Consider the following 24,243-nt stretch of genomic DNA (forward strand, 5'->3'; position numbering starts at 1 on the left):
CAATTTCTTGAACTATCAATGAAGCAAAATGGAGGAATCTGAGTAATCGGTATTTAAACTGTAGTTTTTCTATAAATACTCTGATTGTTAGTTGTTTATGTGATTGATGAAATATAGCTAAGACTGCTTGATTTGTACTTTAAGCTCAATAGAACTACCTTTTCCCACTCTAGAAAGTATAGTAATACTACCACCAAGGCTTTCTGCTCGTTTGCGCATATTTCCTAAGCCATTACCTGCTTTAATAAGGGTTTCATCAAAACCGATACCATTATCTTTAACGAATAAACGTAGCTCTGAATTCTCAAAACTGATTTCTATGTTTACCTCAGTAGCATCGGCATATTTGACAATATTATTGATTGCCTCTTTGAATATCAAATAGAGGTTATATTGTTTGTTCGCCGATAGTTGAATTTCAGGTAAATTTTCAGTTTGGAAATAATAATTGATATTTTTAGGTTCAAAAACTTCAGCCGCAAATTCCTTCATTTTGACTAATACTTCGCCAAAACTATTACTCGTCTGTCTGGTTGTCCAGACAATATCACTTAATGAACGTTGTACTTTTTGAGAACTTTCATTGATTCGTTGAACCAACTCTTTTACAGATAATGGATTTTTATCTATTTGATATTCAACAACTTGGCTTAAAATGCCAATGCTACTCAATGTACTTCCAATGTCATCGTGCAAGTCACGGGCGATGCGACTTCTGATTTGTTCATTTTCTTGAAGCTGTTGGATAACTTCGGCTTGATACTTTTCCTTTTCTAATCGGTAGTAGTTGATTCGATAAGCTAAGGCAAATGATAGTAATACAACCTCTAGTGCCGAACCTACCTGTAGTGCATTGCGGGTAAAGTTATCGCTTTGTAAAACATTGGAAAGTTGTAAAATAAATATCAATGCACTCACCAACATCACAGCCCAAGCAACTAAAAAAAACAAGGCTGCTTGAGAACCTTGAATCCAAATATAAATCGCTAAAAACAGGATATACATTACAGCCAAGAATGCAATACTATGTAAAATTTGTGTACTCAGAGCTCCTGCCCCTAACCAGTTGGCTACTAAGAAAAATGTGATGGCAGACAAAAGAATACGAACAGTTTTATACGAAGCAGGAAGGTATTTGTTGGCATCTAAAAAACTTTCAGCAAATAATAGTCCGAAGCCAATAGCTGCCGAAATAAATACTGAAGTAAAGTGATTGAACCAAATAGCATTAGGCCATAGATACTCATGAGCAATCCCTTTATTGAATGAGAAAAAACCCGCAAATGCCAATACATACAAGACATAATATAGATATTCTTTACTTCGTACTGTCCAGAAAATAAAGAAGTTGAAGATTGCCATAACTAGCATGATACCCAAATAAATACCCTGCATGAGGTCTTTGGGATGGTTGTCTTCAAAGAAAATCTTAAGAGGAGCTACTCGTAAGGGAAATAAAAGGGGTAAATTATTCTGAATGCGAATATAATAGGTACATTTTTGGTCTGAATTAAGCTCCAAATCTACCAGATACAAATTGGTTTGTATATCCCTTGTACTTTTATGTTGATATACCCCAAGTCTTTTGTGAGTGATAGTCCCATGGTCTACACGATAGATGGAGATACTATCGAGAACTGGTTCTCCTATCTCAAGATATAGACGTTGACCAGATTTGTTGACCAGTGTAAAGCGTGACCAGATGACAGATTTTGTGATACCAAAGTTAGGACTAGCTTGAAGACTTTTGATAAAATGAGCGTCGACATCAGGGCGTTTCAATACATCATATAATGAATACATTCCTTTTTTATCCTCCAGTATTTCAATATTATTTCCAATAGAGAGTGCCTGATTAGGATTTTCAATCACGATTTCTTTTTGAGAAAATGCGAACTGCGAAGAAAGAATAATCAAAGTTAGAAGTACCCAACGAATCATATTAAAAGAGAAATTAATAGCCTAGTCGATTGTTTTGCATAGTTGTAGTAAAGGAATAGAGCATTTATAAGAAATCAAACCTACGAAGTTACCTTCATTTATCAAAGTATGTATAATAAAAAAGGCGAGAATCTCTCGCCTTTAAAAATAGATAAGACTTTTTAGTTCATGGTAAGATTAACAACATTGCTTGAATGTACAACCTTTTCTCTACCAAGTATATCTCTTACAGCTTGTGCGATGCCTTCTGGGTCAAAGCCACATTCTTTATGTAATTCAATTTGTTCGCCGTGCTCAACAATTCTATCTGGGATACCAAGGCGTTTGATTTGTGCCGAATAATCATGGTCAAGCATAAACTCTGCCACAGCCGAACCAAATCCTCCTTGAAGACAACCATCTTCTACGGTAATAACCTTGTCATAGTTTTGGAAAATTTCATGGAGCATAGCTTCGTCCAAAGGTTTCACAAAACGCATATCATAGTGAGCTGGATTTATACCTTCTTTAGCAAGTTCTTCACACGCTTTTACGGCATAGTTTCCAATATGTCCCAACGTAAGAAGTGCTACTTTTTCACCATCTTTTATTTTGCGACCTTTTCCAATTTCCATTTTTTCAAATGGTGTTTTCCAATTTGGCATAACACCTTCGCCACGTGGATAACGAATAGAAATTGCTTGCTTTAATTCTTTAAAGTCATCTAAAGATGTGGTAAACATGATATTGCGAAGCTCCTGTTCATTCATTGGTGAAAAAACAATCATATTTGGAATACAACGCATATAAGCAATATCATAGGCACCATGATGGGTTGGTCCATCGGCACCTGCAAAACCTGCTCTGTCAAGGCAGAAGATAACGGGTAATTCTTGAATCGCTACATCATGCACTACTTGGTCAAAAGCACGTTGCATAAATGTAGAATAAATATTACAGAACACCGTCAGTCCTTGAGTCGCCATACCTGCCGAGAAAGTAACAGCATGTTGTTCGGCTATACCTACGTCAAAAGCACGATGAGGCATGGCTTTCATCATGATATTGAGCGAGCTACCTGATGGCATTGCTGGCGTAACCCCCATAATTTTAGGATTTTGCTCTGCAAGTTCAACAATAGTATGCCCAAAAACATCTTGATATTTCGGAGGCTGTGGAGTAGCGTGAACTTTTTTCTTAATCTCTCCTGTAATTTTATCAAACTTTCCTGGTGCATGCCACAAAGTTTGATCTTTTTCTGCTAAAGCATAGCCTTTGCCTTTGGTCGTAATACAATGAAGGATTTTTGGACCAGGAATATCTTTTAGGTCATTTAAAACCGTTGCTAGATATTCAACATCATGTCCATCGATTGGTCCAAAATAGCGAAGATTCAGCGATTCGAAAAGATTACTTTGTTTGAGCAAAGTCGCTTTCAGTCCATTTTCGATTTTAGAGACAATTTCTTGTGCTGATTTTCCAAAGTTGGACATTTTGCCAAGCAAATTCCAAACTTCGTCTTTAACTCTATTATAAGTATGCGAAGTAGTAATATCAGTTAAATATTCCTTCAAGGCGCCCACATTTGGGTCGATAGCCATGCAGTTGTCGTTCAAGACAATCAACATATTGTTGGGAATATCGCCAGCGTGGTTCATTGCTTCAAACGCCATCCCTGCCGTCATAGAGCCATCTCCAATCACTGCAATGTGTTGTCTGTGATTTTCTCCTTTGTATTTTGACGCAACCGCCATACCCAAAGCTGCCGAAATAGAAGTGGATGAGTGACCTACCCCAAAAGCGTCGTAAGGACTCTCTTTGCGTTTTGGGAAACCCGAAATTCCTCCATACAAACGGTTTGAATGGAAAGAATCTTTACGGCCTGTCAATATTTTATGTCCGTACGCCTGATGACCCACATCCCAAATCAACTGGTCGTCGGGCGTATTAAATACGTAATGAAGTGCAACTGATAATTCAACAACACCAAGTGATGCGCCAAAGTGACCACCATACACCGATACGTTATCGATGATATACTGACGTAGTTCGTCGCAAATTTGCAACAATTCCGAGCGGTCACGTTTTCTCAAATCCTCTGGAGAGTTGATTTGAGCTAATATTTTGCCTGGTGTAATTTGCATGATTTCGATTGGTCTAAAAGTAGCTTTGACTCTACTTGTTTGTTGCTTGGTACGTATCAACTGAGTGTTAAACAATTCAATTGCCTGAAGTATAAACTACGAGGGTTTTAAATTGTTTAAAAAAATCTAATGGAAAGATAGATTGTTACGCTGTCCAAATATGGCGCAATTTACGCAATTATTTTGGGCAAATAAAAAAGGGGATGTGTGTATTCAAGCACAACCCCTTTTTGTCGCTAATTTGCGATTGATTTTTTTTATTTTTGAGAAGCTTTAAATAGCTTTTGTTTTTCTTCTTTGGTAAGACTTTCGTAACCCGAACGAGAGATTTTATCTAGTATTTCATCAACCTCTTCTTCATCAGGAAAGCCCGAATGACTGCTTGCTGTACTACTGTAACTTGCTTCCTTTTGGCGATAAGCTACTCGAATTTTGGTTTCAGATTTTCGTTTGAATAATTTTTCAAAAAAAGCAAGAACTGCTTCAACAGGAGTACTAAAGTCTCTTCCTGCTCTGAGTTGTTTAATGTAAATATAACCAAAAATTGCACCACCCAAGTGTACGATTTCTCCTCCTGCATTGGCACCAATAGACCCCGCCAAAGAGAGAATCAATAACAGAAAAGCAATATATTTGATGCGAACAGAACCTATCAAAAATAAGAAAAAAGAATAATCAGGTGCTAAAGTTGCCGCAGCAAATACTACTGCCATGACACTGCCTGAAGCTCCAATAATAGAGGTACTTGCTATATTTTGATGATAATAAGGAATAAAATTGAATGCCAATACCGCCAATACTGCTCCAAATATAGCACCAACAATATACAGTCCTATGAGTCTTCGACTACCTATATACTCTTGAAGGATTGAGCCAAACCAATATAACATGAGCATATTGGGAAATATATGCACAATAGGGTTGATGTGATGTAGAAATGAGTACGTAAGAAGTGTCCAAGGTCTAAACAACAAGATAGTTGGTTCTGGAGAAAGGCTTACGTAAGAAAGTAACGTATGATATAAATTACTGCCTTTAAAAAACAACGTAAAGGTTACAAATAAAAGTAATGTAAAGATATAGATAGCCACATTCAACCATATCAGCTGAATCAATCCGTTGTTACGCTTGGAAAAAGCATCTTTAAAATCATCCAAAATCCCACTCATTGTGATAATCTTTTCAAAACCTATATAATACGGGTCAATTAAATTTTAAGCAAAATTAGTTATAAAAGCTTGATATACACTTACTAAACCTTTCCTGCAAGCTTTTGTTGCTTATTGTGTTGTAATTTATCAATAACGAGTCAAAATTTCTAATTGTTGCTCGATGATTTATTATTCGTTTTCTTAATAGAAATTATTACGATTTTTACTCCAGAGTTTTATCAGGATAAAGGCAAAAATCATCCCACCAATATGCGCAAAATGGGCAACATTATCGCCTGGTGTTTTGTGTAGTCCTCCATAAAATTCATATAAAGCATATAAAGCTACTAAATATTTAGCTTTGATAGGAATTGGTATTGGAAAAACAATCAACTCAGTATTGGGAAATAGCATCGCAAACCCTGCCATTACACCAAAGGTAGCACCCGAAGCGCCAACAGTAGGAGTATTGAGTACTGCTCGCAAGCTTTCTTCGGCAATAAGAATAGAATCCTGCAAAGTTATACGCCCTGAACTTGGTACATAACTGTAGGCTTCGCTAGGAATACCGCTTGGATAAAATTGCTCCAAAAATTTATTGAACATACTCAAGTCTGGATGCAAAATGTATGCTCTTGTAGCTTCTTCTAATACGGAGTAGTCATAATACTTCACTCCCATATACAAAAGTCCAGCACCGATACCTGTAATAAAGTAAAAGGCCAAAAAGCGTTTTTCTCCCCAATATCTTTCGAGTAGCGGTCCCATAAAGAATAAACCTAACATGTTACTAAATATGTGCATGAAGCTACCATGTACAAACATATAGGATACAAACTGAATTGGATTAAACCGCTCGGAGGTAAAATAGTGTAAACCAAATAATGAAGTTATCTGATCGTTGTAATGTGAATTAAAACTTTGTACCATAAACACTATAACGTTAATAACGATAAGTGTTCTGACAATAGGAGTTAACATTGGGGTTCTCATAGTGCCAAATAAGAGTTATATAGCTAATAAATTAGCAAAATTATAAGGTTCGTTTAAAGACGGCAAAGTATGAAGTGTTCGATACCTTGAAGACATAACTCAATAACTCAAAACAAGAAGCGTTAGTTTATCATCTAAATAGATTTTTGATAAACTAACGCTTTCTCTTAGATGCTATTCTTCGTAAGCCCAATCAATTTTGGTTTTCATGTCCTTAATAACAAGCCCGTTTGCCTTGAAATAAGTTCTGATTTGGTCTACTTTATCGTACTGTTTTGCCTCTTTATATTCTGCGTAAAGTGCCAACATTCCTTTTGCAAAAGCATCAATATTCGCATTTGACTCTTCTTTTAAGCCTAATACGTCTTCGGTCAATGCTACAAATTTTTCCTTTAATTCGTTAAATACATCTTCGCCTAATTGTGCAGGTAATACTTGTCCCATATACAATTGATTGATTTTTTTCAACAAATTAAACAAACCTGCAATTGCTACAGCTGTGTTAAGGTCATCGTTGAGACCATCGTAACAGCCTTGGATACCTTTCTTGACTTCAGTAATTTGTTTTTCGTCTAAGGCAATGCTTTCATCGGCTTGATAGCTAAGGGTTTTGATAATTCTCAAGCCATTCATCAAGCGCTTATAGCCTTTTTGAGCTGCCTTAAGTGCATCGTTAGAAAAATCTAGAGTGCTTCTATATTGTGATTGCAACATAAAGAAACGCACTGTCATTGGTGAATACGCTTGATCAAGTAGCGGGTGTGAACCTGCAAATAATTCAGCTGGTAAAAATGAGTTTCCTAATGATTTAGACATTTTTTGACCATTGACCGTTAGCATATTCGAGTGCATCCAATATCTTACTGGGTCTACACCTGTACTACCTTTAGCTTGTGCTATTTCACATTCGTGGTGAGGGAATTTTAAGTCCATACCACCACCATGAATATCGAAGGTATCACCCAAATATTTGGTACTCATGCAAGTACATTCCAAGTGCCAGCCAGGGAATCCATCACCCCAAGGCGAAGGCCAGCGCATAATATGCTCAGGTGCGGCTTTTTTCCATAAGGCAAAGTCTAAAGGATTACGTTTTTCGCCTACTCCATCCAAATCACGGGTCTCAACCAAAAGGTCTTCAATCACACGACCTGACAATTTGCCATATTCACCACCTTGTTGGTTATATTTAGCAATGTCAAAATACACAGAACCATTCGACTCATAAGCCAAACCTTTTTCGATTAAGGTCTTTGTTGTTTCGATTTGCTCAACAATATGTCCTGTAGCAGAAGGCTCGATGCTTGGAGGTAAGAGATTGAATTGGGTCAATACATTATGGAAATCGTTGGTATAACGTTGTACAATTTCCATTGGCTCTAGTTTTTCTAACTTCGCCATTTTTCCAATTTTGTCTTCGCCTTCATCGCCGTCACCTACTAAGTGACCTACATCGGTAATGTTGCGAACATAACGAACTTTATAGCCAATATGTGTCAAATAACGATAAAGGGTATCAAAAGTCGCAAAGGTTCTAACATTACCAAGGTGTACATAATTGTAAACTGTGGGTCCACAAACGTACATTCCCACGTGAGGGGCGTTGATAGGTTGGAAAAGTTCTTTTTCTCTAGTGAGGGTATTATATATTTTTAATGATTGCATCTGATTGGTTGATTATCCTATTGTGCCATCTTGATGGTGGCATCATATTGAAATTAAAGGTTGTTTCTGGAAAAGCAATGTATCAGAGGCAACATCGAAAATAAGCACTAAGTTCGGTAGGATTAAAGTTCATAAGAGTATAACACATTGAAATTGATACACAAACTAATTACTTCGTTCGGATAAATCAGCTTGATCTTTTACGAAGTACAAAAAGTCTTCCGTTTTTTCGATATATGACAAAATTTCATCTGCCATAAAGTCCCCAGCAATATCCTTTTGCAGTACTTGATATTCTTGAACAAGCATTTTGATAAATTGCTGTATGCTATTGGGTACAGGTTCGCTTTTGATGATATATTCTTCGAAAAACGAGAAAGCGGAGTCTAACATCTTGATTACGATACCCCTTTCAGCAAGCAAGCCACGCATAAGCCATGTACACGCATAATAGCAATGATTGAGCGTGCCACGATAAAAATCGTTTTGATAAAGATATTTGGCACTTTCGATTTCGTCTTCTGCTCTGAGTATATAATTTTTCATCTTGAGCTTTCCGATAATATTATTGACACAAAACTAATAAAACTTATTGGCTTTCGGTATGAAGTATTTCAATAGAAGGTTTCATAAAATATAGCAATCTGTATGCTAGCTTGAACCTGTACCGAATCCGTCTAATCAAATAACGTAAAAAAGACTATCTTTGAAGGATTTTTTCGCCCAAAACTTTTAATCAACAACCAAACAGATGAGGATTTTAGAAGTTGCTAATGATAAAAAGCTTCAAAAAGAGTTTTTAGAGTTTCCAGTAAAATTATATGCCCAAGATACTAACTGGATTCGTCCTCTTGACCAAGATATAGAAAATACCTTTAATCCTGCTAAAAATAAGCATTTTAACCATGGAGAGTGTATCCGCTGGATTTTACAAAGTGATAAAGGTGAAACCATAGGACGTGTAGCGGCTTTTATTAATCATGAAACCGCGAAAAATGAAGAGCAGCCTACGGGTGGAATGGGATTTTTTGAGTGTATCGAGAATCAAGAAGCGGCATTCTTGTTGTTTGATACTTGTAAAGAATGGCTTGCCAGCCGTGGGATGGAGGCGATGGACGGACCAATCAACTTTGGTGAACGTGACTCTTTTTGGGGCTTAATGATAAAAGGTTGGAATCATGAACCAACCTACAAAATGCCTTGGACTAAGCAGTATTATATCCAGTATTTTGAGGATTATGGTTTCAAAGACTATTTTCAACAATATGTGTATTCGGCAGGGATTTTGACCTCAAAGACTACACAAAGCGTAATGGACAAAGCCTATCGTGTATTTGCTAATCCTGATATCACCTTTAAGCATATCAAGAAACGTGAATTGCCGAAGTTTGGCGAAGATTTCCGTATTATCTATAACGAAGCATGGGCAAAATTCCCAGGAGTAAAAGGCATGACCAAGGAGCAGGGACAAAGCCTAGTTGCTCAGATGAAGCCGATTATCGACGAGCAATTGATATGGTTTGCTTATGATGGAGACAGACCGATTGCCTTTTTTATTGTAATTCCAGATTTAAATCAAATTGTCAAACATTTAAATGGCAAATTTGGGATTTGGGAAAAAATCAAGTTTATGCTTCTACTTTGGAAAGGTGTTGTGACGCGTACTTGTGGTTTGATTTTTGGCGTAGTACCAGATTATCAAGGGAAAGGCGTGGAGTCTGCTATTGCTATGAAGCTTCGTTTGGAAGGGATAAAAGATCCTTTTTTCCAGTACGAAACCATTGATATGAACTGGGTAGGCGATTTCAATCCCAAAATGAATCGTTTTGTGTCTCAGTTGGGTACAACTCTCGACAAACAATATATTACTTATCGCTATTTGTTCGATAGAGAAAAACCATTCAAGCGTTGTCCGCGTGTAGGTTAATCTCAAAATGATGGTTTCCTGTTTTGAGAACTCTCTGGTTTGCAGAGTATTTTGTATCTTTGCCAATTATTCAACTATAACAAAAACTAAATGAGTTTATTAGCTATTGGTTCGGTAGCGTTTGATGCTATCGAGACGCCTTTTGGAAAGACAGATAAAATTATTGGTGGCGCAGGAACATTCATTTCTTTGTCATCTTCATATTTCAAGACACCCGTAAACCTTGTAGCTGTAGTAGGAGAAGATTTCCCTCAAGAATATATCGAATTACTACAAAACAAAGGAATAGATACTACTGGTCTTCAAATCAAACAAGGAGAGAAGTCTTTCTTCTGGGCTGGTCGTTATCATAACAACATGAACTCTAGAGATACCTTGGTAACGGAGTTGAACGTGTTGGCTAATTTTGACCCAATCGTTCCTGCAGAGTATCAAGACTGTGAGTATTTGATGTTGGGTAACTTGACGCCTGCGGTACAAAAAACAGTAATCGAACGTTTGGCAAACCGTCCTAAATTGATTGTCATGGATACCATGAACTTCTGGATGGATATTGCCATGGATGATTTGAAAGCTGTTCTTCAGATGATTGATGTATTGTGTATCAATGATGAAGAAGCTCGTCAGTTGTCTGGTGAATATTCACTACGTGTTGCTGCTAAGAAAATTTTGGGCATGGGATCAAAAACCTTGATTATCAAAAAAGGTGAACATGGCGCATTGCTTTTCCAAGGAGATAAACTATTCTTTTGTCCTGCACTTCCATTAGAAGAGGTGTTTGATCCAACTGGTGCAGGCGATACTTTTGTAGGTGGTTTTATCGGTTATCTTGCTAAGACAGACGATATTAGTTTTGAAAACATGAAGCGTGCAATCGTTTATGGTTCAGCTATGGCGTCATTCTGTGTAGAGAAATTCGGTACAGAGCGTTTGATTGACTTAACTTACGAAGAGCTTTTGTCACGTGTACAAGAGTTCAAAGAGTTGGCTGGTTTCGAAGTGTAGAAATTATACTCCACTATATTATCAGTAAAAAAGCGGTCGGAAAATAATTTCCGACCGCTTTTTTGATGCTATCATGCTAGTATTAACATAATCACTCATACACTCAATTAAGATACCCCTCCTGAAATAAAGTTTTGTAAATGATTAATTGTATCTTTTTGATCTTCAATAATAAAGCGAACCAAATCTCCCATAGAAACCAATCCTACCACATGTTTTTCGGCAATTACAGGCAAATAACGAATATGTTTATCTGACATAATTTCCATACACCGCTCAATACTATCCTCAAACCTCACCGAAGCTGGGTTGGCTTGCATGATTTCTGCTACCGTTGTGTCATGTGAGTTTTTACCCATAATGGCCACTTTTCGTGCATAGTCTCGTTCTGTAAGCAAACCTTTATATTCGCCATCTTGATATACGATGAGTGCACCAATATTTTTGGAAATCATAATTTCTAGAGCCTCAAAAACAGGTTTATGAGCCTCAATGGTGTTGACAGTATTTCCTTTGTGTAAGATGAGATGGGATACTTTTTTCATAATTGTCGGTTTTAAGAATTTGATTACTAATAAATTAACCATCTTCTTTCTTAAAACCAAATTATTCTTTCAAAAATCCATCTTTGTTTTTCAAAATAATAGAAACTACCTATCTTTATTTACCACCAACAGCTACTTCGATAAGCGAATCTGGGTCAAGATGCTTTTGAGCTGCTTCCAAAATATCTTCAGAGGTGATTTGTTGAATATGCTGAAAATATTGCTGATAAAAGTCAAGAGGTAATTGTTCTGACATAATCACCTTGTAACGATCCGCGATTTCAAAAGGCGTATTTAATGAACCTGCAAAGGCGCCAGACATATAATTACGAACCGTCGTAAGTTCTTCCTCCGAGACAAGTTCGGTACGAAGCACTTGAATTTCTTTTATGATTTCGTCGATGGTCAGTTGTGTAAATTCTTTTTTAACGTCAGTGCCAACAATAAAATATCCATTTTTGGAGAAAGGAACTACATTTGAGCCTATGCCGTAAGTTAACCCTTTTTCTTCACGAATATTCTTCATAAGTCTCGAACCGAAATATCCTCCCAGTACTTCATTTACGATTAACATATTGAAATAATCTGGATGCGAACGAGTGAAAAGTTGTTTTCCCAGACGAATAGAAGATTGTAAAGCATTCTCTTTTTCAATTAAAAAAGATGTTGCTTCAATTCCTCCATCGGTGTGCTCGTAGCTAGTAGTATGAGCGTTTCCAACAGGAATATTACCCAGAATATTGTTTACTGCTTCTATTTCTTGCTCAGTAATTTTACCAGAAAGGAATATTCTGAAAGGCTGGTTTTGCCAGTGAGATTGATAATACTTGACTAAATTCTCTCTGGTAATATTCTCAATAATTTCTTGGCTTAAATTAGTACCGTAGGGATGAGTTTCACCAAAAATGCTATTTCGTATTTTTTGGTTTGCCACAAAAGACGTTTTCTCTTGGTTAACCTGAATAGTTTGTTGTTGGATTTTTTTGATGGTATCTAATTCCTTTTGAGGAAAACTTGAATCCTGCAAAATTTCCTGAACCATAGGTAGTAATTGCCCTAAATGTTTGCTCAAACCATAAACCACAAAGCTAGCTCTATCAACACTGTGGGTAAACTCGGTAAATGCTCCATATTGATCAAAAAATTGATTAATACTTGCAGAGTTATGAGCAGAGGTGCCTTCATTGAGCATTTTAGCGGTAAAGAAAGAAACGCCCTTATTATCGTCAAACCAGTTGCCTGCATTAAAAATCAACTCTAATTTGATAATAGGCTGTTCTCCTACATTAATAATATGTAGTGGTAAGCCATTGCTCAAGGTGATATTTTTGACAGGAGGGATAAATACCTCTTGAATTGTTTGAAATGCAGGAGTAATAGAACGATCTAAAATATCTATAGCCATGTATATGAGAATGCTTTTGTATGAATAAAGTGAAAGCTGAAATTAGTCATTGAAGAGTATAAAAACAAAAAAGACATTTCTTCGGAAATGTCTTTTCTATTAATGTAGTATCTAAGAATCTTAGTTAGCTGATACTTTTGGCGCTGAATTTAGGTTTGCTTGTAAAGAAACTCTAAGTGTGTTTGCCAATGGGCTTCCACTTCCAGTAGGAATCAAATATGAAAAGTCTAAGCTATATTTTTTCTCAATTTTGATACCAAAACCAACTGTTGCGTATTTACGATTACCTTTCCAACCATTTTCGTAGAAGTAACCTACACGTCCAGCAAACATATCGTTGTATAAATATTCTGTACCAAATGAAACGTTAACTTCTTTCAACTCTTCACTGAAACCACCTGGCGCATCACCGAATGAACCTAAGATACCACCAATAGCAGTAGAAGGTTGAATCAATTTGCCATTTGAATCATATTTTGGAGTAGGTACCATCAATTTATTGATGTCCAATGTTAAAGTAAGTTTGTTGCTAGCATCAATAGAGTTGATAGCAGCAAAACCAGCCTTTAGGTTAGTTGGAATGAAGTTAGATTCATTACCACCATAAGATACACGACCAGAGATATTTTGAATTGCTACCCCCCAGTTGTAGTTCCAAGGCTTATCAGTTTTAGAGGTATGGAAAATACCGATATCAGCAGCTACAGAGTTTACAGGTTGAGCAGTAAATGTACCACCTGATGAATTAGTTACTGTTCCGTTGAACAATGTAGAGTTGATATACTTGATGTTAACCCCTAAGCCTAGTTTATCCGATAACTTACGAGAATAAGAACCTGTTAGGGCATATTCTTTTGAGTTAAAATTACCAAGGATAGAACCATTATTATCAGTTTGTTGGAATACCCCCATATCAAAATAATGGAGAGATAGGCCGATTACATCACCACCTTTTAACTTTTTGTATCCGCTAACATTTAGGAGAGCCATGTCATTTACCAATTGGCGAAGCCATGGAGTGTATGATAAAGAAACACCAATATCTTTGTTAGAGAAAGGCATTTTACCTGGATTCCAAAAAATTGCATTAGCATCACCATCAGCGTTTGATGTTGCCACACCAGCGTCACCCATACCGGCAGCACGTGCATCTGGAGTTTGAATTAAAGAAGTAATTACCGGTGACGGTGCATTTCTAACTTGAGCTACAACACTTGCAGCAGACATTGTCAATCCAAGCATCAAAGACGCTCTTAGAGCGTTTGTAACTTTTCTAATCATTGTTTTTAAAGTTAAAGTTGTTCGGATGAGGCACGTTCCAAAAGTAATATATTTTTATGCTAAACAGAAGCTATGCCCTAAAATCCTTTACTTAAATTATTTAACGGATACCAATTTGCCGTTTGCTGAAGCCTGATATGATATTGTTCGTGACTTTACAAAAATACGATAAAAGTAAACATCTCTTACAATCATACCAGAATCTTCTGATAAATCCCAATAAATTTTATCATAGGGACTCGAAATGTCGTATGCTTGTTGAGAAATCTCTTTAACAAGTGTTCCTCTAGAATCAAATATTTGGAGAGTAATATCTACATCATCACCCTCTCTATTGTGCTCAAAACTGAAATATACCTTATCAATGAATGGGTTAGGAAAGGACTTGATATTTTTTAAGGAAGAGATGTTATCTTGGACAACCTTAAATCGCAACGAGTTTTCAGATGAATTATTGTATGTATCCCAAACTTTTATTGATAATTTATGATCTCCTTCAGTAAGCCCCTTAAAATCATAGATAATATTGCCTTGTTGATAGTTATTAAGCGTACTTGAATAGTACTGATTTAGTATTATTTGAGTGGTATCATCAAGTGTCAATAGTATTTGATGACCTAAGCCGTCTGTTGCAATATTAATGCCACTTTCATCTTCTAAGTCTACCAATAACCGAGGATTAGGTGTTGTAATATACGTCTCTTTTTCAACTTTTTCATCTAAATATAAATGAATTTTTGGTCCTGTATTATCAACTTTTTGGATTTTGCCTGAACCTCCTATAATTGGTCTTTCAAAACCTATTGCATCTGTAAAGCCTGTACTGCTTTGAGCATACAAGGAGAGTTTTCCTTCTCCATATTGGTAGTTAATATCTTTAGGAAGTACTACTGTTATCTCAAATCGCCCTTTGTTTACAGTAGCAGTGCCTTTGAACAAAATATTATTATAATCGAGATAAACAAACGGAGCATTGTTAGCCCCAAGAGTACTTACCTTTTGCGCTTTATCAAATAACGTAATTTGTACTGTTCCACTAAACTGTGTATCGATTAGTCCAGTATTTGCTCGAACTTTTCCCACAATACGAACCTGTTCCAATGCTTTTAGCGTATCTGAAAGCCCTCGACCTTGTACAAATATACTATCGATGGTAATCTGTTGCTGAGGATACAATAACTGCATCGATGGGTCGCCTAAAAGACTAAAGTTTCGATTTACGACTCCAACTACACTGGCATTCTTTGTATTTTTGACAATATCTCCTAGGCGTTGCGTTGCCTGTGTATTGCTAGGAAATACATTTTGATAGAATGCTTCGTTGATTAAATAATTTGTACTTTGATAAACGGGACGTGTTGTCGTTAATAGCGCAATTGCTCCACCTCGATTACTCAATAGTGCTAGTTCGGCTCCTGAAACCTGATTGGGATCATCATATCGACCAAACTGGCAGGTTGCAGTAAGCATTACAGGCAAATTTTTGAGGTTGCTTAATTTATCAATATCATTAATCGTTAAAATTTGCTCTTCAGTCCAACCTGTTTCGGCACCGTGTCCATTATAGTTTACTATCAAAGAACCGTTTTGGAGCGCTTGAAAAAGGGCGTCTTTAGCCTGTGGACTTCTTTGACCTTCTGCTAATGATAATAAGGGGTAATTATCTAAATAAATCTTTTGACTTTGGTAGGAGGGATAAAGTTTCTCTACCAGCTGAGAAAAATCTTCTGCGTCGCCTTGATGAAGGTTCCCATCGCCGTTATCTGCTACAAAAGTAATTTTTGAACGCCAATCTCCCAGCTTACTACTATTGTGATAGGAGGTAAGTTTGGTCACTATATCATTTGCCTCAGCTTTAGTTTTAACAGGAAGGCGACCTACGCCAATATCGAGCGTATGATTACCATTGGCATTTTCTTCCCAATCTCCTTCTTCAGCTTCCATAAATCCAAAGTAATCATCTGAAGCATAACTTAAGATAGGGTGCAATGATTCTCGACTTTGATAAGCTGGTATATAAATATTCTTGACTTCATCTCCAATGACCTGGCTTCGTCTTTTGAAATCATAAGAGGCATCGCCTAACAAAAGTAAGTATTTTAGTTTTGTTGGATTTTGATCGTATAAGTATTTTACGAAATCACGAATGGCTGTAATGTCTTGCTTGCCAGAAGAAAATTCGTTGTAGATACTTTCTTTGGTCGCCACAACCACATCAAGTTTATCATGACTACGTCTGAAATTCGCCAAAGCTTCAGCACTACTTTGAATAGATACCCCACAGACAATTACCAAATCAGGTGTTTTGAGTCCATGCAAATTTTGATTATCTATTTTGCTACTAGAGACAGGTTGTTGTGCGCTTGATTCTTTAAAGAGAATATATTCTTGCAAATCGCTTTGTGTTCCTGAAATTGTCCAACCTTCGCTATTTTGAGTCAATGTTTGATTAATAGGAACAGCCGAGTTGGTGATATTCCACACCGAAAGTGTATTGTCAGTGTCCGAAATTTGCCATTGAAAATCTTTATATTGAAGTTGCTCAAATGCCCTAAATCGTAGAGATGTGGCATTGTTGAGCTTGATATTTCTTTTGAGTTGAATGCTCAAAAAATTTAAAAAGGCACCACCTGATGTAAGGGCTTTTCGATCAAAAGTCAATCCTACATTAATGACATCCGAAGTAACTAATCCACTATTGATGCTAAAGATATTTTTTGCGGCTTTGCCTTTATAATCATAGGTACTTGCAGTGATACCTTCCATATTTTGTGAACCCACAGCTTGATTGTTTACCGTAAGGTTGAAAGCTGTTGCACCATACGAAGTATTGAGTACCGACGACGTTAAGGATATCTGTGAATTACTGGCTATTCCTTGACCTACAAAACTAAATACTTGTTGATTATTGGCAATAAACTCCTCGCCATACCACTCTTGTCCCGAACCTGCAAATGGAGCTTGTGCCAAAATATTACGCTTATCTATTTCATGAAATTGATAGTCATCAAAAAGGCGAATCGTATTGGTAGATTTAACATCTGTAGCTGTTTTAATTCTTTGACCATTACTGCTTGATACTGTCAGAAAGTAATAGGTTGTGTCAGAATAGATATTGATTTGATGAGAAATCTGCTTTTGAGCCTTATCAATAATCAGCTGCTGAGGAGCTTCTCCATAAAAAAGAATATAGTCGGTATCATCCCACTTACCGTCTTGTTCGCCTCTTACTAAAATAGCATTTTCAATTAAGTCGATGGGACGAGAAGCACTATTTTTTTGAGGTAACATTTTACCTCCATTACCATATAATTTAAGATTCTGTGGCGTTATTTGGCTTAAAGGCCATCCCGCTTTGCTTAAAATGTCTTTATCAATTTTATATATACCACTTTGTGTAATACCAATTTTTATCCAATTCCCTTCTGAAAGTACGCTTTTTTGAGCTATGCTTTCATAGGTATAAATCATAAAAACTATACAGATTAGTGCCTTCAACCAGTTTTTCATTTTTTTTACTATTAGCCTTCCTTTCTATCTATAACAATTTTACTAGCGCATTCGCTGCTACCACATAACGTTTTCCTGTTGTAGTTTCAGTACATAGAAAGCGTGTTCTTCTAAGCTCTCCTTTCACGAAGCTTCTACCATTGACAATAAAACTTTTGCCTACTTCAACCTGAGTCAAAGGAATATGTTCATCGAGAAGAATTGGGGCATCAAAAGCTCGGAGCGCATTACTCAAAGGAATACATCCCTGCGTGCTTGCAGAAGGATTTTCTAAATAGGTAATCAATGGTAATAGAATACTGTCGGGAAAAACTTCTGAAGTAAGAATTGGGAGAAATAACTTTTTAAACATTGCTTTCCATTCTTTCCCATGAGGTTCTCTACGCCGTTTGTAATGCGTAAAGGTTACAAGGTGCGCCACTTCATGGATATAAGTAATGGTAAAAGCGTACGGATTTAGGTTTTGATTAACGGTTATTTGGTGACCACTTTCTCGACGAAAGGAATAATCACCTAATTTGGAATTGCGAGGACGAGTTATTTTGAAATTGAATTGATGTTTTTTCCAAAGTTGGAAACAGTAAGGTACAGCCTCAGTGGGAAAATACTGCTGAAAGGTGGCGTAATCGTTTTTCATGACTCTAATATACAGAAAAACAGAAGGACTATAAAAGCAAAAAGCCTCATTCTAAATGAGGCTTTTCTAAATTTCTTTCGAAATCGTTCAGGAATACTAGTGAGCAGCAGGAGCAGCAGCAGTATCAACAGCAGCTGAATCAGCAGCAGCAGTATCAACAGCAGCAGTAGTATCTACAGCTGTAGCAGCTGAATCAACAGCAGTAGTTTCAGCTTTCTTCTCTGAACAAGCAGCCAATGACATCATACCAGCTACTAATGCGAATGCGAACAATTTTTTCATTTCTTTTGTGGTGTTTAAGGTTTGAGCTACAAAGTTAAGTACAACTTATATTCCCTCCAAGTTATTGAGCAATATTTTTAATTAATTTTTAATAATTCCTGATAAATTCTTTATTTATTGCTTGATTTTATATGAATAATTATACTATATGGCAATAAACATCTAATGAGAAGATTAGAAAATTTTAATTTTTGCCTTTTAAGACACTAATTATGACGTGTTTACATCTTGATTTTGTGATATTTTTAGGTTCTTTAATTTTTCAAGAACATTTCGATACAAATAGAGATGTAAGTATTGATACAAGATAAAATAAAAAAGGCCCTACTGTGAATTTATCAGTAGGGCCTTTTTTATGCTAATTATCGAATGAATGCCTTGAGTCTGTTATAAAAGCCAGTGCTTCTAAAAGTAAAGGTTTTGTGCATGATATAGTTAAAAATAAAACTAAATCCCATCCCCACTATTTGACACCCTAGCTCATTCGGATTAATGCTTTTTTGTAAAACTGGTAAAGTGAAAGTTCGCTCGCCTAGCATTTGATTGACGAATGACAGAGAAGCTACTGCAAAAAACCAGGTTACTCCCCATGAGCCAGCAGCTACCATCATAAATTTTACCATTTCACGACGTGTTTGATTTGAGTTTCTTGCATCAAATGCAAACATCTTTGTTAGCGTGAATCCTACAAAAAAAGAGATAATATATCCATAGGAAACAGATGCACCATAAGTTAAATCAAACTGATTTCTTAAAATACTACCTGACACTAATTGAACTACAGCTCCTGTACCTGCTACGAGAAAGTAAGCAATGAAATCTTTCTTGTTTAGCAGTTTTGATTGTTTTTGTTTTGACACTTTTAGAAAATATTTTTAACAAGATCTGGAGCAATACCCAATAGGATTGTCAAGGCTGTTGTTATAATCAATGTTAGTTTATAAATCGGAGATAATTCAATTTTCTCTAAATCACCTTTCTTCAAATAAGCCGCAATGATAGGTTTGAAGTAATAGTAAATACCAACGGTAGACATCAAAATAGCAACTACAGCAATTGTTTTGAATAGACTCGATACGTTACTAAAAGCATCAGCGAAGATAAAAAACTTACCGAAGAATCCTGCTGTAAGTGGAATACCTGCTAATGACAACATTGATACTGTCAATACAAATGCCAAGAATGGGTTATTTTTAGCAAGACCATTCAATGCTGTAAAGGTTTCATCTGGCTTACCCGATTTTGATTGGGCTTCAGATACAACCATTAATACCGCAAAAGCAGAAATCGTCGCAATTGAATAGGCCAATGAGTAAAATAGGATAGAAGAGTTGGTTGTTGGTGTTTTTGCCAAAACAGTAATCAATAAGTAACCAGCGTGAGAAATACTTGAGTATGCCAACATACGCTTGAAACTTTGTTGATAAACAGCTGTAATATTACCAATAAACAAAGTCAAACAAGTAATATACACTAATGGATTTCCCCACAAGCCATATACCGCTGGGAATGAAATTGAAAGTAGGCGATAAGTAGCTGCTACACCAGCCGTTTTTACGACTGTCGACATGAATGCTGTGAAGATACTTGGTGCACCATCGTAAACATCAGGAGTCCAGAAGTGGAAAGGTGCCGCTGAAATTTTGAATAGCAAGCCAACAAAAATCAAAGTGATTCCTCCATAAAGAATAGGACCATAAGGATTCAACATGATGTCTTGTAATTTGGCTTGATTTACCATATTACCGATACCATTAATATCGAAAGAGCCTGTTGCGCCATAAACCAATGCAATACCAAATAACATGATACCTGTAGCAAACGAACCCATCAAGAAGTATTTCAGTGCAGCTTCGTTTGAGCGTAAATTACGTTTGTCAGAACCTGTCAATACATACATTGCTACCGAAAGGATTTCGATACCAACAAATAGCATAAACAAGCTTTGGAAAGTCACCATCATGATAGCACCTACTACCGAAAATAGTAAGATACCGTAATATTCGGCAGGGTGAGTGTGCTCTTCGTCATTGCCAAAGCCTCGTGAAATTGCAACAACTAATGCCGTTGCTACCAAAATTATAGAAGTAAAATTGATAGAAAGGTTATTAGTTTTGAGCATATTGTGGAACCAATAATACTCGTGATTCCAGTCGGCAAGGTTAAGCCCAAAGGCAATCAGAACGAATAGGAGTGTGGCAGGCAATAAGATTTTACGGTTGTTCAAAAAACCTAAAAACAAATTGGTAATACCAAAGAGTGATAAAGCTATAATTGCGTTCATATCTGCTATATCCTAAGTTTGACGGCAAAACCATCAAACTTGATTAAATTTCTTACTTATTTATGATTGATAACAATTGACTTACCGCAGGCTCAGAAGCTTTTAAGATAATATTAGGTGCAATACCTAATACAATCACCAATACAGCAATCGGCAATAAAGTAGCTCTTTCGGTTAAACCAAGGTCTTCAAAACCTTCAGTCAAAGACGTTGTAGTACCAAACATTGATTTTTGCACTAAGCGCAACATATATACCGCACCAAGGATAATCGTAAGTCCTGCAACTGCTCCCATCCAAGCATTGTATTCAAATACCCCTTTCAACAACAAGAACTCACCAACGAATCCATTTGTCAATGGTAGAGCTACTGAGCCTAACATAATGATGATAAAGAATACAGTCAATTGTGGAGTAGTTTGAGTAATACCTCCTAAGCTAGATAATTCACGAGATTTGGTACGTTGCTGGATAATTTCTACGACAAAGAACAAACCAACTACGTTGATACCGTGCGCAAGCATTTGAATCAACGAACCTTGAATACCATCCAAGTTGCCAGAGAAAATACCTGCTGCCATTAAGCCAACGTGTGCAAATGAAGAATAGGCAATCAAACGTTTCATGTCTCTTTGCTGAATAGCGATAATCGAACCATATACGATTCCGATAATGGCCAAAACTACTGCAACTGTTCCCCAAGCTTTAACACCTAGTGGAGCAATTGGCAACAACAAACGAATCAAACCATAAGTACCCATTTTCAACATAATACCTGACAATAACATCGTTCCAGCTGTTGGTGCTTCAACGTATGTGTCTGGTTGCCATGTGTGAAATGGAAATAGAGGCATCTTAATCGCAAAGGCAATAAAGAACGCCCAGAAAATAAAGCCTTGTTGCGAAGCGTCAAGTAACCTTGCTGTTTCGTACAATGCTGTAATTTCAGAACTATGTGTTGGAGTTTTGATATATAAATAAACCAAAGCCAACAGCATGAACAATGACCCAAAAATAGTATAGACAAAAAACTTGAAAGTTACTTTAACTCTATTTTCGCCACCCCAAATTGCGGCAATAAAATAAATAGGGATAAGAGCTGCTTCGAAGAAGAAATAAAACAAGAACGCGTCTTTTGCAGTAAATACTCCCACTAAACCCGCTTGCATAAACAAGATGAGTGAATAGAAAGTAGATGCTTTTTCGTAATTGTTTTGAAAAGTTGATAGAATAATAAAAGGTACTACCAATGTTGTAAGGCTCACCAAAATAAGGCTGATGCCATCGATACCCACTGAGAATTTGATGCCTGCTGATGCGATCCAATTATACGATACGCCAAACTGGCTGGTAGCGTCTGGTACAAAAGCAAAAAACGTATAAGCTCCTAAAGCTAGCTCGACTAATGCGGCTACCAAAGCTATAACTTTCGCATTTTCTCCTTTCGTGCTAAGGGTCAACAACCCTGCGATAATGGGAAGAAGTATGAGTGTAAGTGTTAACATTATAAAAACGTTATCTGTTAATCATTCTATTTAGAAAAACTGTTCGGAAAACAGCTGAATACCTGAGGGGAAATATTAACCTAAAATGAAGATTCTTAAACCCCAGATCAACATCACGGCAATCGAAATTACCATCGCGAAGATATAATAACCCGTTGTACCATTTTGTAGCAAACGTGCTTCGCCAGAGATACCTTTTACCAATTTGCCAATTCCTTCAACAATTAAGTCGATAACTAAGAATTCAACAAATGAGTGTAATATATTCGAAAGCGCTGTGATTGGTTTTACAAATACTGTGTCATATAATTCGTCGATATAGTACTTGTTATAAACCACTTTTTGAAGACCCGTTTCGGTACCATCTGCCTCTGGAACTGCTTTTTTGCTCACATAAATTACATAAGCAACTGCCGCAGAAACTAGTGCTGCTATTACAGAAACAATCATCAACATTTTTTCTGTAGCTTCGTCTGGTGCATGAGCTGCTACATGACTTTGTGCAAACAATGGCTCCATAAAAGTGGCAAGACTTGCATGTCCTCCAAAAATATGTGGTAAGTTGAAGAAACCACCTGCTGCCGAAAGTACTGCCAAAATCATTAATGGAGCAGTCATGGCAATTGGTGATTCATGCAAATGATGCTCTTGTTCGTGCGTTCCTCTGAATTCTCCAAAGAATGTCAAGAACAACAATCTGAACATATAGAATGATGTCATCATTGAACCTGCCAATGCCAATACCCACATCAATTTGTTGTGCTCGTACACATGAGCCAAAATTTCATCTTTTGAGAAGAAACCTGCAAATGGAGGAATACCAGAAATCGCAATTGTAGCAATCAAGAAAGTAATGAAGGTAATTGGTAATTTTTTGCGCAAACCACCCATTGAACGAATATCTTGTTCATCAGACATAGCGTGGATTACCGAACCTGCACCCAAGAACAACAATGCCTTGAAGAATGCGTGAGTCATTACGTGGAAGAAAGAAGAGCTATAAGCCATTACACCTAAGCCCATAAACATATATCCTAACTGCGAAACAGTTGAATAAGCCAATACTTTTTTGATGTCGTTTTGTAACAAACCAATTGATGCTGCCAACAATGCTGTTGCTGTACCAACCCATCCAATCACTTCAAGCGTTTCTGGAGAAAGGCTATACAATACATTAGAACGGATAATCATGTAGATACCCGCAGTTACCATCGTTGCTGCGTGGATCAAGGCTGATACTGGAGTTGGTCCCGCCATCGCGTCAGGCAACCAAGTGTACAATGGAATCTGCGCTGATTTACCCATTGCACCAACAAACAACAATAGCGTGATGTACATCAATGTTTTGTCTCCTGACTCATAACCACCTTCAGCTACTTTGCTAAATACGTCAGCGTATTCAACCGTACCAAAGTGTGTGATAATAAGGAATATACCTAACAAAAAGCCTAAGTCACCAATACGGTTCATAATAAAGGCTTTACGTGCAGCATTACCGTAGTTGGTGTTTTTGTTCCAGAAACCAATCAACAAATAAGAACACAAACCTACGCCTTCCCAACCGATAAACATTACCACGTAGTTTGAACCCAATACCAACAAGAGCATGAAGAACAAGAAAAGGTTTAAGAAAGCAAAAAACTTTCCAAAACCTTCATCGTGGTGCATATAACCAATTGAGTATATGTGAATCAAAGAACCAACTCCTGTGATAATCAACAACATCAACAAGGACAATTGGTCGATTTGAAATGACATCGAAATGTTTAAATCTCCGATGGTAATCCAGTCGAAGATATGCGCAACTTCTGGCTGTCCAGAAAAGTTGAGGAACAGACTAAGCGCACAGGCAAACGAAGCCAACGCTGCCGCCGAGCCAATTACACCAACTAATGATTTTGGAACACGACGGAATCCGAGTCCGTTGATCAAAAAACCGATTAGTGGAAAAAGGGGGATAAGTACTGCTAATGACATAATTTTTAGAGCT

At 36.9% G+C, this 24,243-nt stretch carries 18 protein-coding genes; 2 read left to right on the forward strand and 16 right to left on the reverse strand.

The genetic code is table 11. The features are described 5' to 3' along the window. Nucleotides 1–117: 117 nt before the first annotated feature. From QM481_RS23690 to QM481_RS23715, 6 genes are all read right to left on the reverse strand, one after another. Nucleotides 118–1,941 (reverse strand): sensor histidine kinase, encoded by a 1,824-nt coding sequence (locus QM481_RS23690; RefSeq protein WP_283383616.1) that lies wholly within the window; start codon nucleotides 1,939–1,941, stop codon nucleotides 118–120. A 161-nt stretch (nucleotides 1,942–2,102) separates the two neighbouring features. Beyond that, nucleotides 2,103–4,064 carry a 1-deoxy-D-xylulose-5-phosphate synthase gene (gene dxs / locus QM481_RS23695; protein WP_166552282.1) on the reverse strand — a complete coding sequence of 654 codons (1,962 nt, stop codon included), beginning with the start codon at nucleotides 4,062–4,064 and terminating at the stop codon, nucleotides 2,103–2,105. Nucleotides 4,065–4,321: 257 nt separating this feature from the next. Further along, nucleotides 4,322–5,233, reverse strand: coding sequence for a rhomboid family intramembrane serine protease (locus QM481_RS23700; protein ID WP_166552283.1), 912 nt, complete (start codon nucleotides 5,231–5,233; stop codon nucleotides 4,322–4,324). Nucleotides 5,234–5,416: 183 nt separating this feature from the next. Continuing rightward, nucleotides 5,417–6,208, reverse strand: coding sequence for a rhomboid family intramembrane serine protease (locus QM481_RS23705; protein WP_510186021.1), 792 nt, complete (start codon nucleotides 6,206–6,208; stop codon nucleotides 5,417–5,419). A gap of 174 nt (nucleotides 6,209–6,382) precedes the next feature. Further along, on the reverse strand, nucleotides 6,383–7,873 hold the full coding sequence (gene cysS / locus QM481_RS23710; RefSeq protein WP_283383617.1) for a cysteine--tRNA ligase: 1,491 nt from the start codon (nucleotides 7,871–7,873) through the stop codon (nucleotides 6,383–6,385). A 165-nt stretch (nucleotides 7,874–8,038) separates the two neighbouring features. Beyond that, nucleotides 8,039–8,419, reverse strand: a complete 381-nt coding sequence (locus tag QM481_RS23715) for a HEPN domain-containing protein (RefSeq protein WP_283383618.1) — start codon at nucleotides 8,417–8,419, stop codon at nucleotides 8,039–8,041. Between the two features lie 205 nt (nucleotides 8,420–8,624). On the opposite strand from QM481_RS23715, the gene QM481_RS23720 reads away from it, so the two are divergent. After that, the gene (locus QM481_RS23720; protein WP_283383619.1) at nucleotides 8,625–9,800 is read left to right on the forward strand and encodes a hypothetical protein; all 1,176 of its coding nucleotides are present in this window, start codon (nucleotides 8,625–8,627) and stop codon (nucleotides 9,798–9,800) included. Nucleotides 9,801–9,890: 90 nt separating this feature from the next. Further along, a complete protein-coding gene (locus tag QM481_RS23725; protein WP_283383620.1) occupies nucleotides 9,891–10,805 on the forward strand; it encodes a PfkB family carbohydrate kinase in 915 nt (304 codons plus the stop codon). Between the two features lie 107 nt (nucleotides 10,806–10,912). On the opposite strand, the gene QM481_RS23730 is transcribed toward QM481_RS23725, so the two are convergent. From QM481_RS23730 to nuoL, 10 genes are all read right to left on the reverse strand, one after another. Beyond that, complete coding sequence (locus QM481_RS23730) at nucleotides 10,913–11,350, reverse strand: CBS domain-containing protein (protein ID WP_166552288.1); 438 nt, start codon at nucleotides 11,348–11,350, stop codon at nucleotides 10,913–10,915. Between the two features lie 115 nt (nucleotides 11,351–11,465). Further along, nucleotides 11,466–12,755, reverse strand: coding sequence for a M16 family metallopeptidase (locus tag QM481_RS23735; RefSeq protein WP_283383621.1), 1,290 nt, complete (start codon nucleotides 12,753–12,755; stop codon nucleotides 11,466–11,468). A gap of 120 nt (nucleotides 12,756–12,875) precedes the next feature. Next, on the reverse strand, nucleotides 12,876–14,036 hold the full coding sequence (gene porV, locus QM481_RS23740) for a type IX secretion system outer membrane channel protein PorV (protein ID WP_283383622.1): 1,161 nt from the start codon (nucleotides 14,034–14,036) through the stop codon (nucleotides 12,876–12,878). Nucleotides 14,037–14,132: 96 nt separating this feature from the next. Then, on the reverse strand, nucleotides 14,133–17,507 hold the full coding sequence (gene porU / locus QM481_RS23745) for a type IX secretion system sortase PorU (protein WP_283383623.1): 3,375 nt from the start codon (nucleotides 17,505–17,507) through the stop codon (nucleotides 14,133–14,135). Between the two features lie 67 nt (nucleotides 17,508–17,574). Beyond that, on the reverse strand, nucleotides 17,575–18,183 hold the full coding sequence (locus QM481_RS23750; RefSeq protein WP_166552292.1) for a SprT-like domain-containing protein: 609 nt from the start codon (nucleotides 18,181–18,183) through the stop codon (nucleotides 17,575–17,577). 96 nt (nucleotides 18,184–18,279) lie between these two features. Continuing rightward, nucleotides 18,280–18,465 (reverse strand): hypothetical protein, encoded by a 186-nt coding sequence (locus tag QM481_RS23755; RefSeq protein WP_166552293.1) that lies wholly within the window; start codon nucleotides 18,463–18,465, stop codon nucleotides 18,280–18,282. Nucleotides 18,466–18,827: 362 nt separating this feature from the next. After that, complete coding sequence (locus QM481_RS23760; RefSeq protein ID WP_166552294.1) at nucleotides 18,828–19,325, reverse strand: GtrA family protein; 498 nt, start codon at nucleotides 19,323–19,325, stop codon at nucleotides 18,828–18,830. Nucleotides 19,326–19,327: 2 nt separating this feature from the next. After that, nucleotides 19,328–20,749, reverse strand: a complete 1,422-nt coding sequence (locus tag QM481_RS23765; protein WP_283383624.1) for an NADH-quinone oxidoreductase subunit N — start codon at nucleotides 20,747–20,749, stop codon at nucleotides 19,328–19,330. Nucleotides 20,750–20,801: 52 nt separating this feature from the next. Beyond that, nucleotides 20,802–22,253 carry a complex I subunit 4 family protein gene (locus QM481_RS23770; RefSeq protein ID WP_283383625.1) on the reverse strand — a complete coding sequence of 484 codons (1,452 nt, stop codon included), beginning with the start codon at nucleotides 22,251–22,253 and terminating at the stop codon, nucleotides 20,802–20,804. A gap of 75 nt (nucleotides 22,254–22,328) precedes the next feature. After that, a complete protein-coding gene (gene nuoL, locus QM481_RS23775; RefSeq protein WP_166552297.1) occupies nucleotides 22,329–24,230 on the reverse strand; it encodes an NADH-quinone oxidoreductase subunit L in 1,902 nt (633 codons plus the stop codon). Nucleotides 24,231–24,243 lie beyond the last annotated feature (13 nt).

This window comes from Flectobacillus rivi, from assembly GCF_030056655.1.
GTDB classification, from domain to species: domain Bacteria; phylum Bacteroidota; class Bacteroidia; order Cytophagales; family Spirosomataceae; genus Flectobacillus; species Flectobacillus rivi.

Bases quoted from the DNA above. Each gene is read 5' to 3' on its own strand.
- QM481_RS23705 (WP_510186021.1), bottom strand. From the start codon at position 6,208: ATGAGAACCCCAATGTTAACTCCTATTGTCAGAACACTTATCGTTATT.
- QM481_RS23770 (WP_283383625.1), bottom strand. From the start codon at position 22,253: ATGTTAACACTTACACTCATACTTCTTCCCATTATCGCAGGGTTGTTG.
- QM481_RS23725 (WP_283383620.1), top strand. From the start codon at position 9,891: ATGAGTTTATTAGCTATTGGTTCGGTAGCGTTTGATGCTATCGAGACG.
- QM481_RS23690 (WP_283383616.1), bottom strand. From the start codon at position 1,941: ATGATTCGTTGGGTACTTCTAACTTTGATTATTCTTTCTTCGCAGTTC.
- QM481_RS23735 (WP_283383621.1), bottom strand. From the start codon at position 12,755: ATGGCTATAGATATTTTAGATCGTTCTATTACTCCTGCATTTCAAACA.
- cysS (WP_283383617.1), bottom strand. From the start codon at position 7,873: ATGCAATCATTAAAAATATATAATACCCTCACTAGAGAAAAAGAACTT.
- QM481_RS23700 (WP_166552283.1), bottom strand. From the start codon at position 5,233: ATGAGTGGGATTTTGGATGATTTTAAAGATGCTTTTTCCAAGCGTAAC.
- dxs (WP_166552282.1), bottom strand. From the start codon at position 4,064: ATGCAAATTACACCAGGCAAAATATTAGCTCAAATCAACTCTCCAGAG.
- QM481_RS23750 (WP_166552292.1), bottom strand. From the start codon at position 18,183: ATGAAAAACGATTACGCCACCTTTCAGCAGTATTTTCCCACTGAGGCT.
- QM481_RS23730 (WP_166552288.1), bottom strand. From the start codon at position 11,350: ATGAAAAAAGTATCCCATCTCATCTTACACAAAGGAAATACTGTCAAC.
- porU (WP_283383623.1), bottom strand. From the start codon at position 17,507: ATGATTTATACCTATGAAAGCATAGCTCAAAAAAGCGTACTTTCAGAA.
- nuoL (WP_166552297.1), bottom strand. From the start codon at position 24,230: ATGTCATTAGCAGTACTTATCCCCCTTTTTCCACTAATCGGTTTTTTG.
- QM481_RS23715 (WP_283383618.1), bottom strand. From the start codon at position 8,419: ATGAAAAATTATATACTCAGAGCAGAAGACGAAATCGAAAGTGCCAAA.
- porV (WP_283383622.1), bottom strand. From the start codon at position 14,036: ATGATTAGAAAAGTTACAAACGCTCTAAGAGCGTCTTTGATGCTTGGA.
- QM481_RS23720 (WP_283383619.1), top strand. From the start codon at position 8,625: ATGAGGATTTTAGAAGTTGCTAATGATAAAAAGCTTCAAAAAGAGTTT.
- QM481_RS23765 (WP_283383624.1), bottom strand. From the start codon at position 20,749: ATGAACGCAATTATAGCTTTATCACTCTTTGGTATTACCAATTTGTTT.
- QM481_RS23755 (WP_166552293.1), bottom strand. From the start codon at position 18,465: ATGAAAAAATTGTTCGCATTCGCATTAGTAGCTGGTATGATGTCATTG.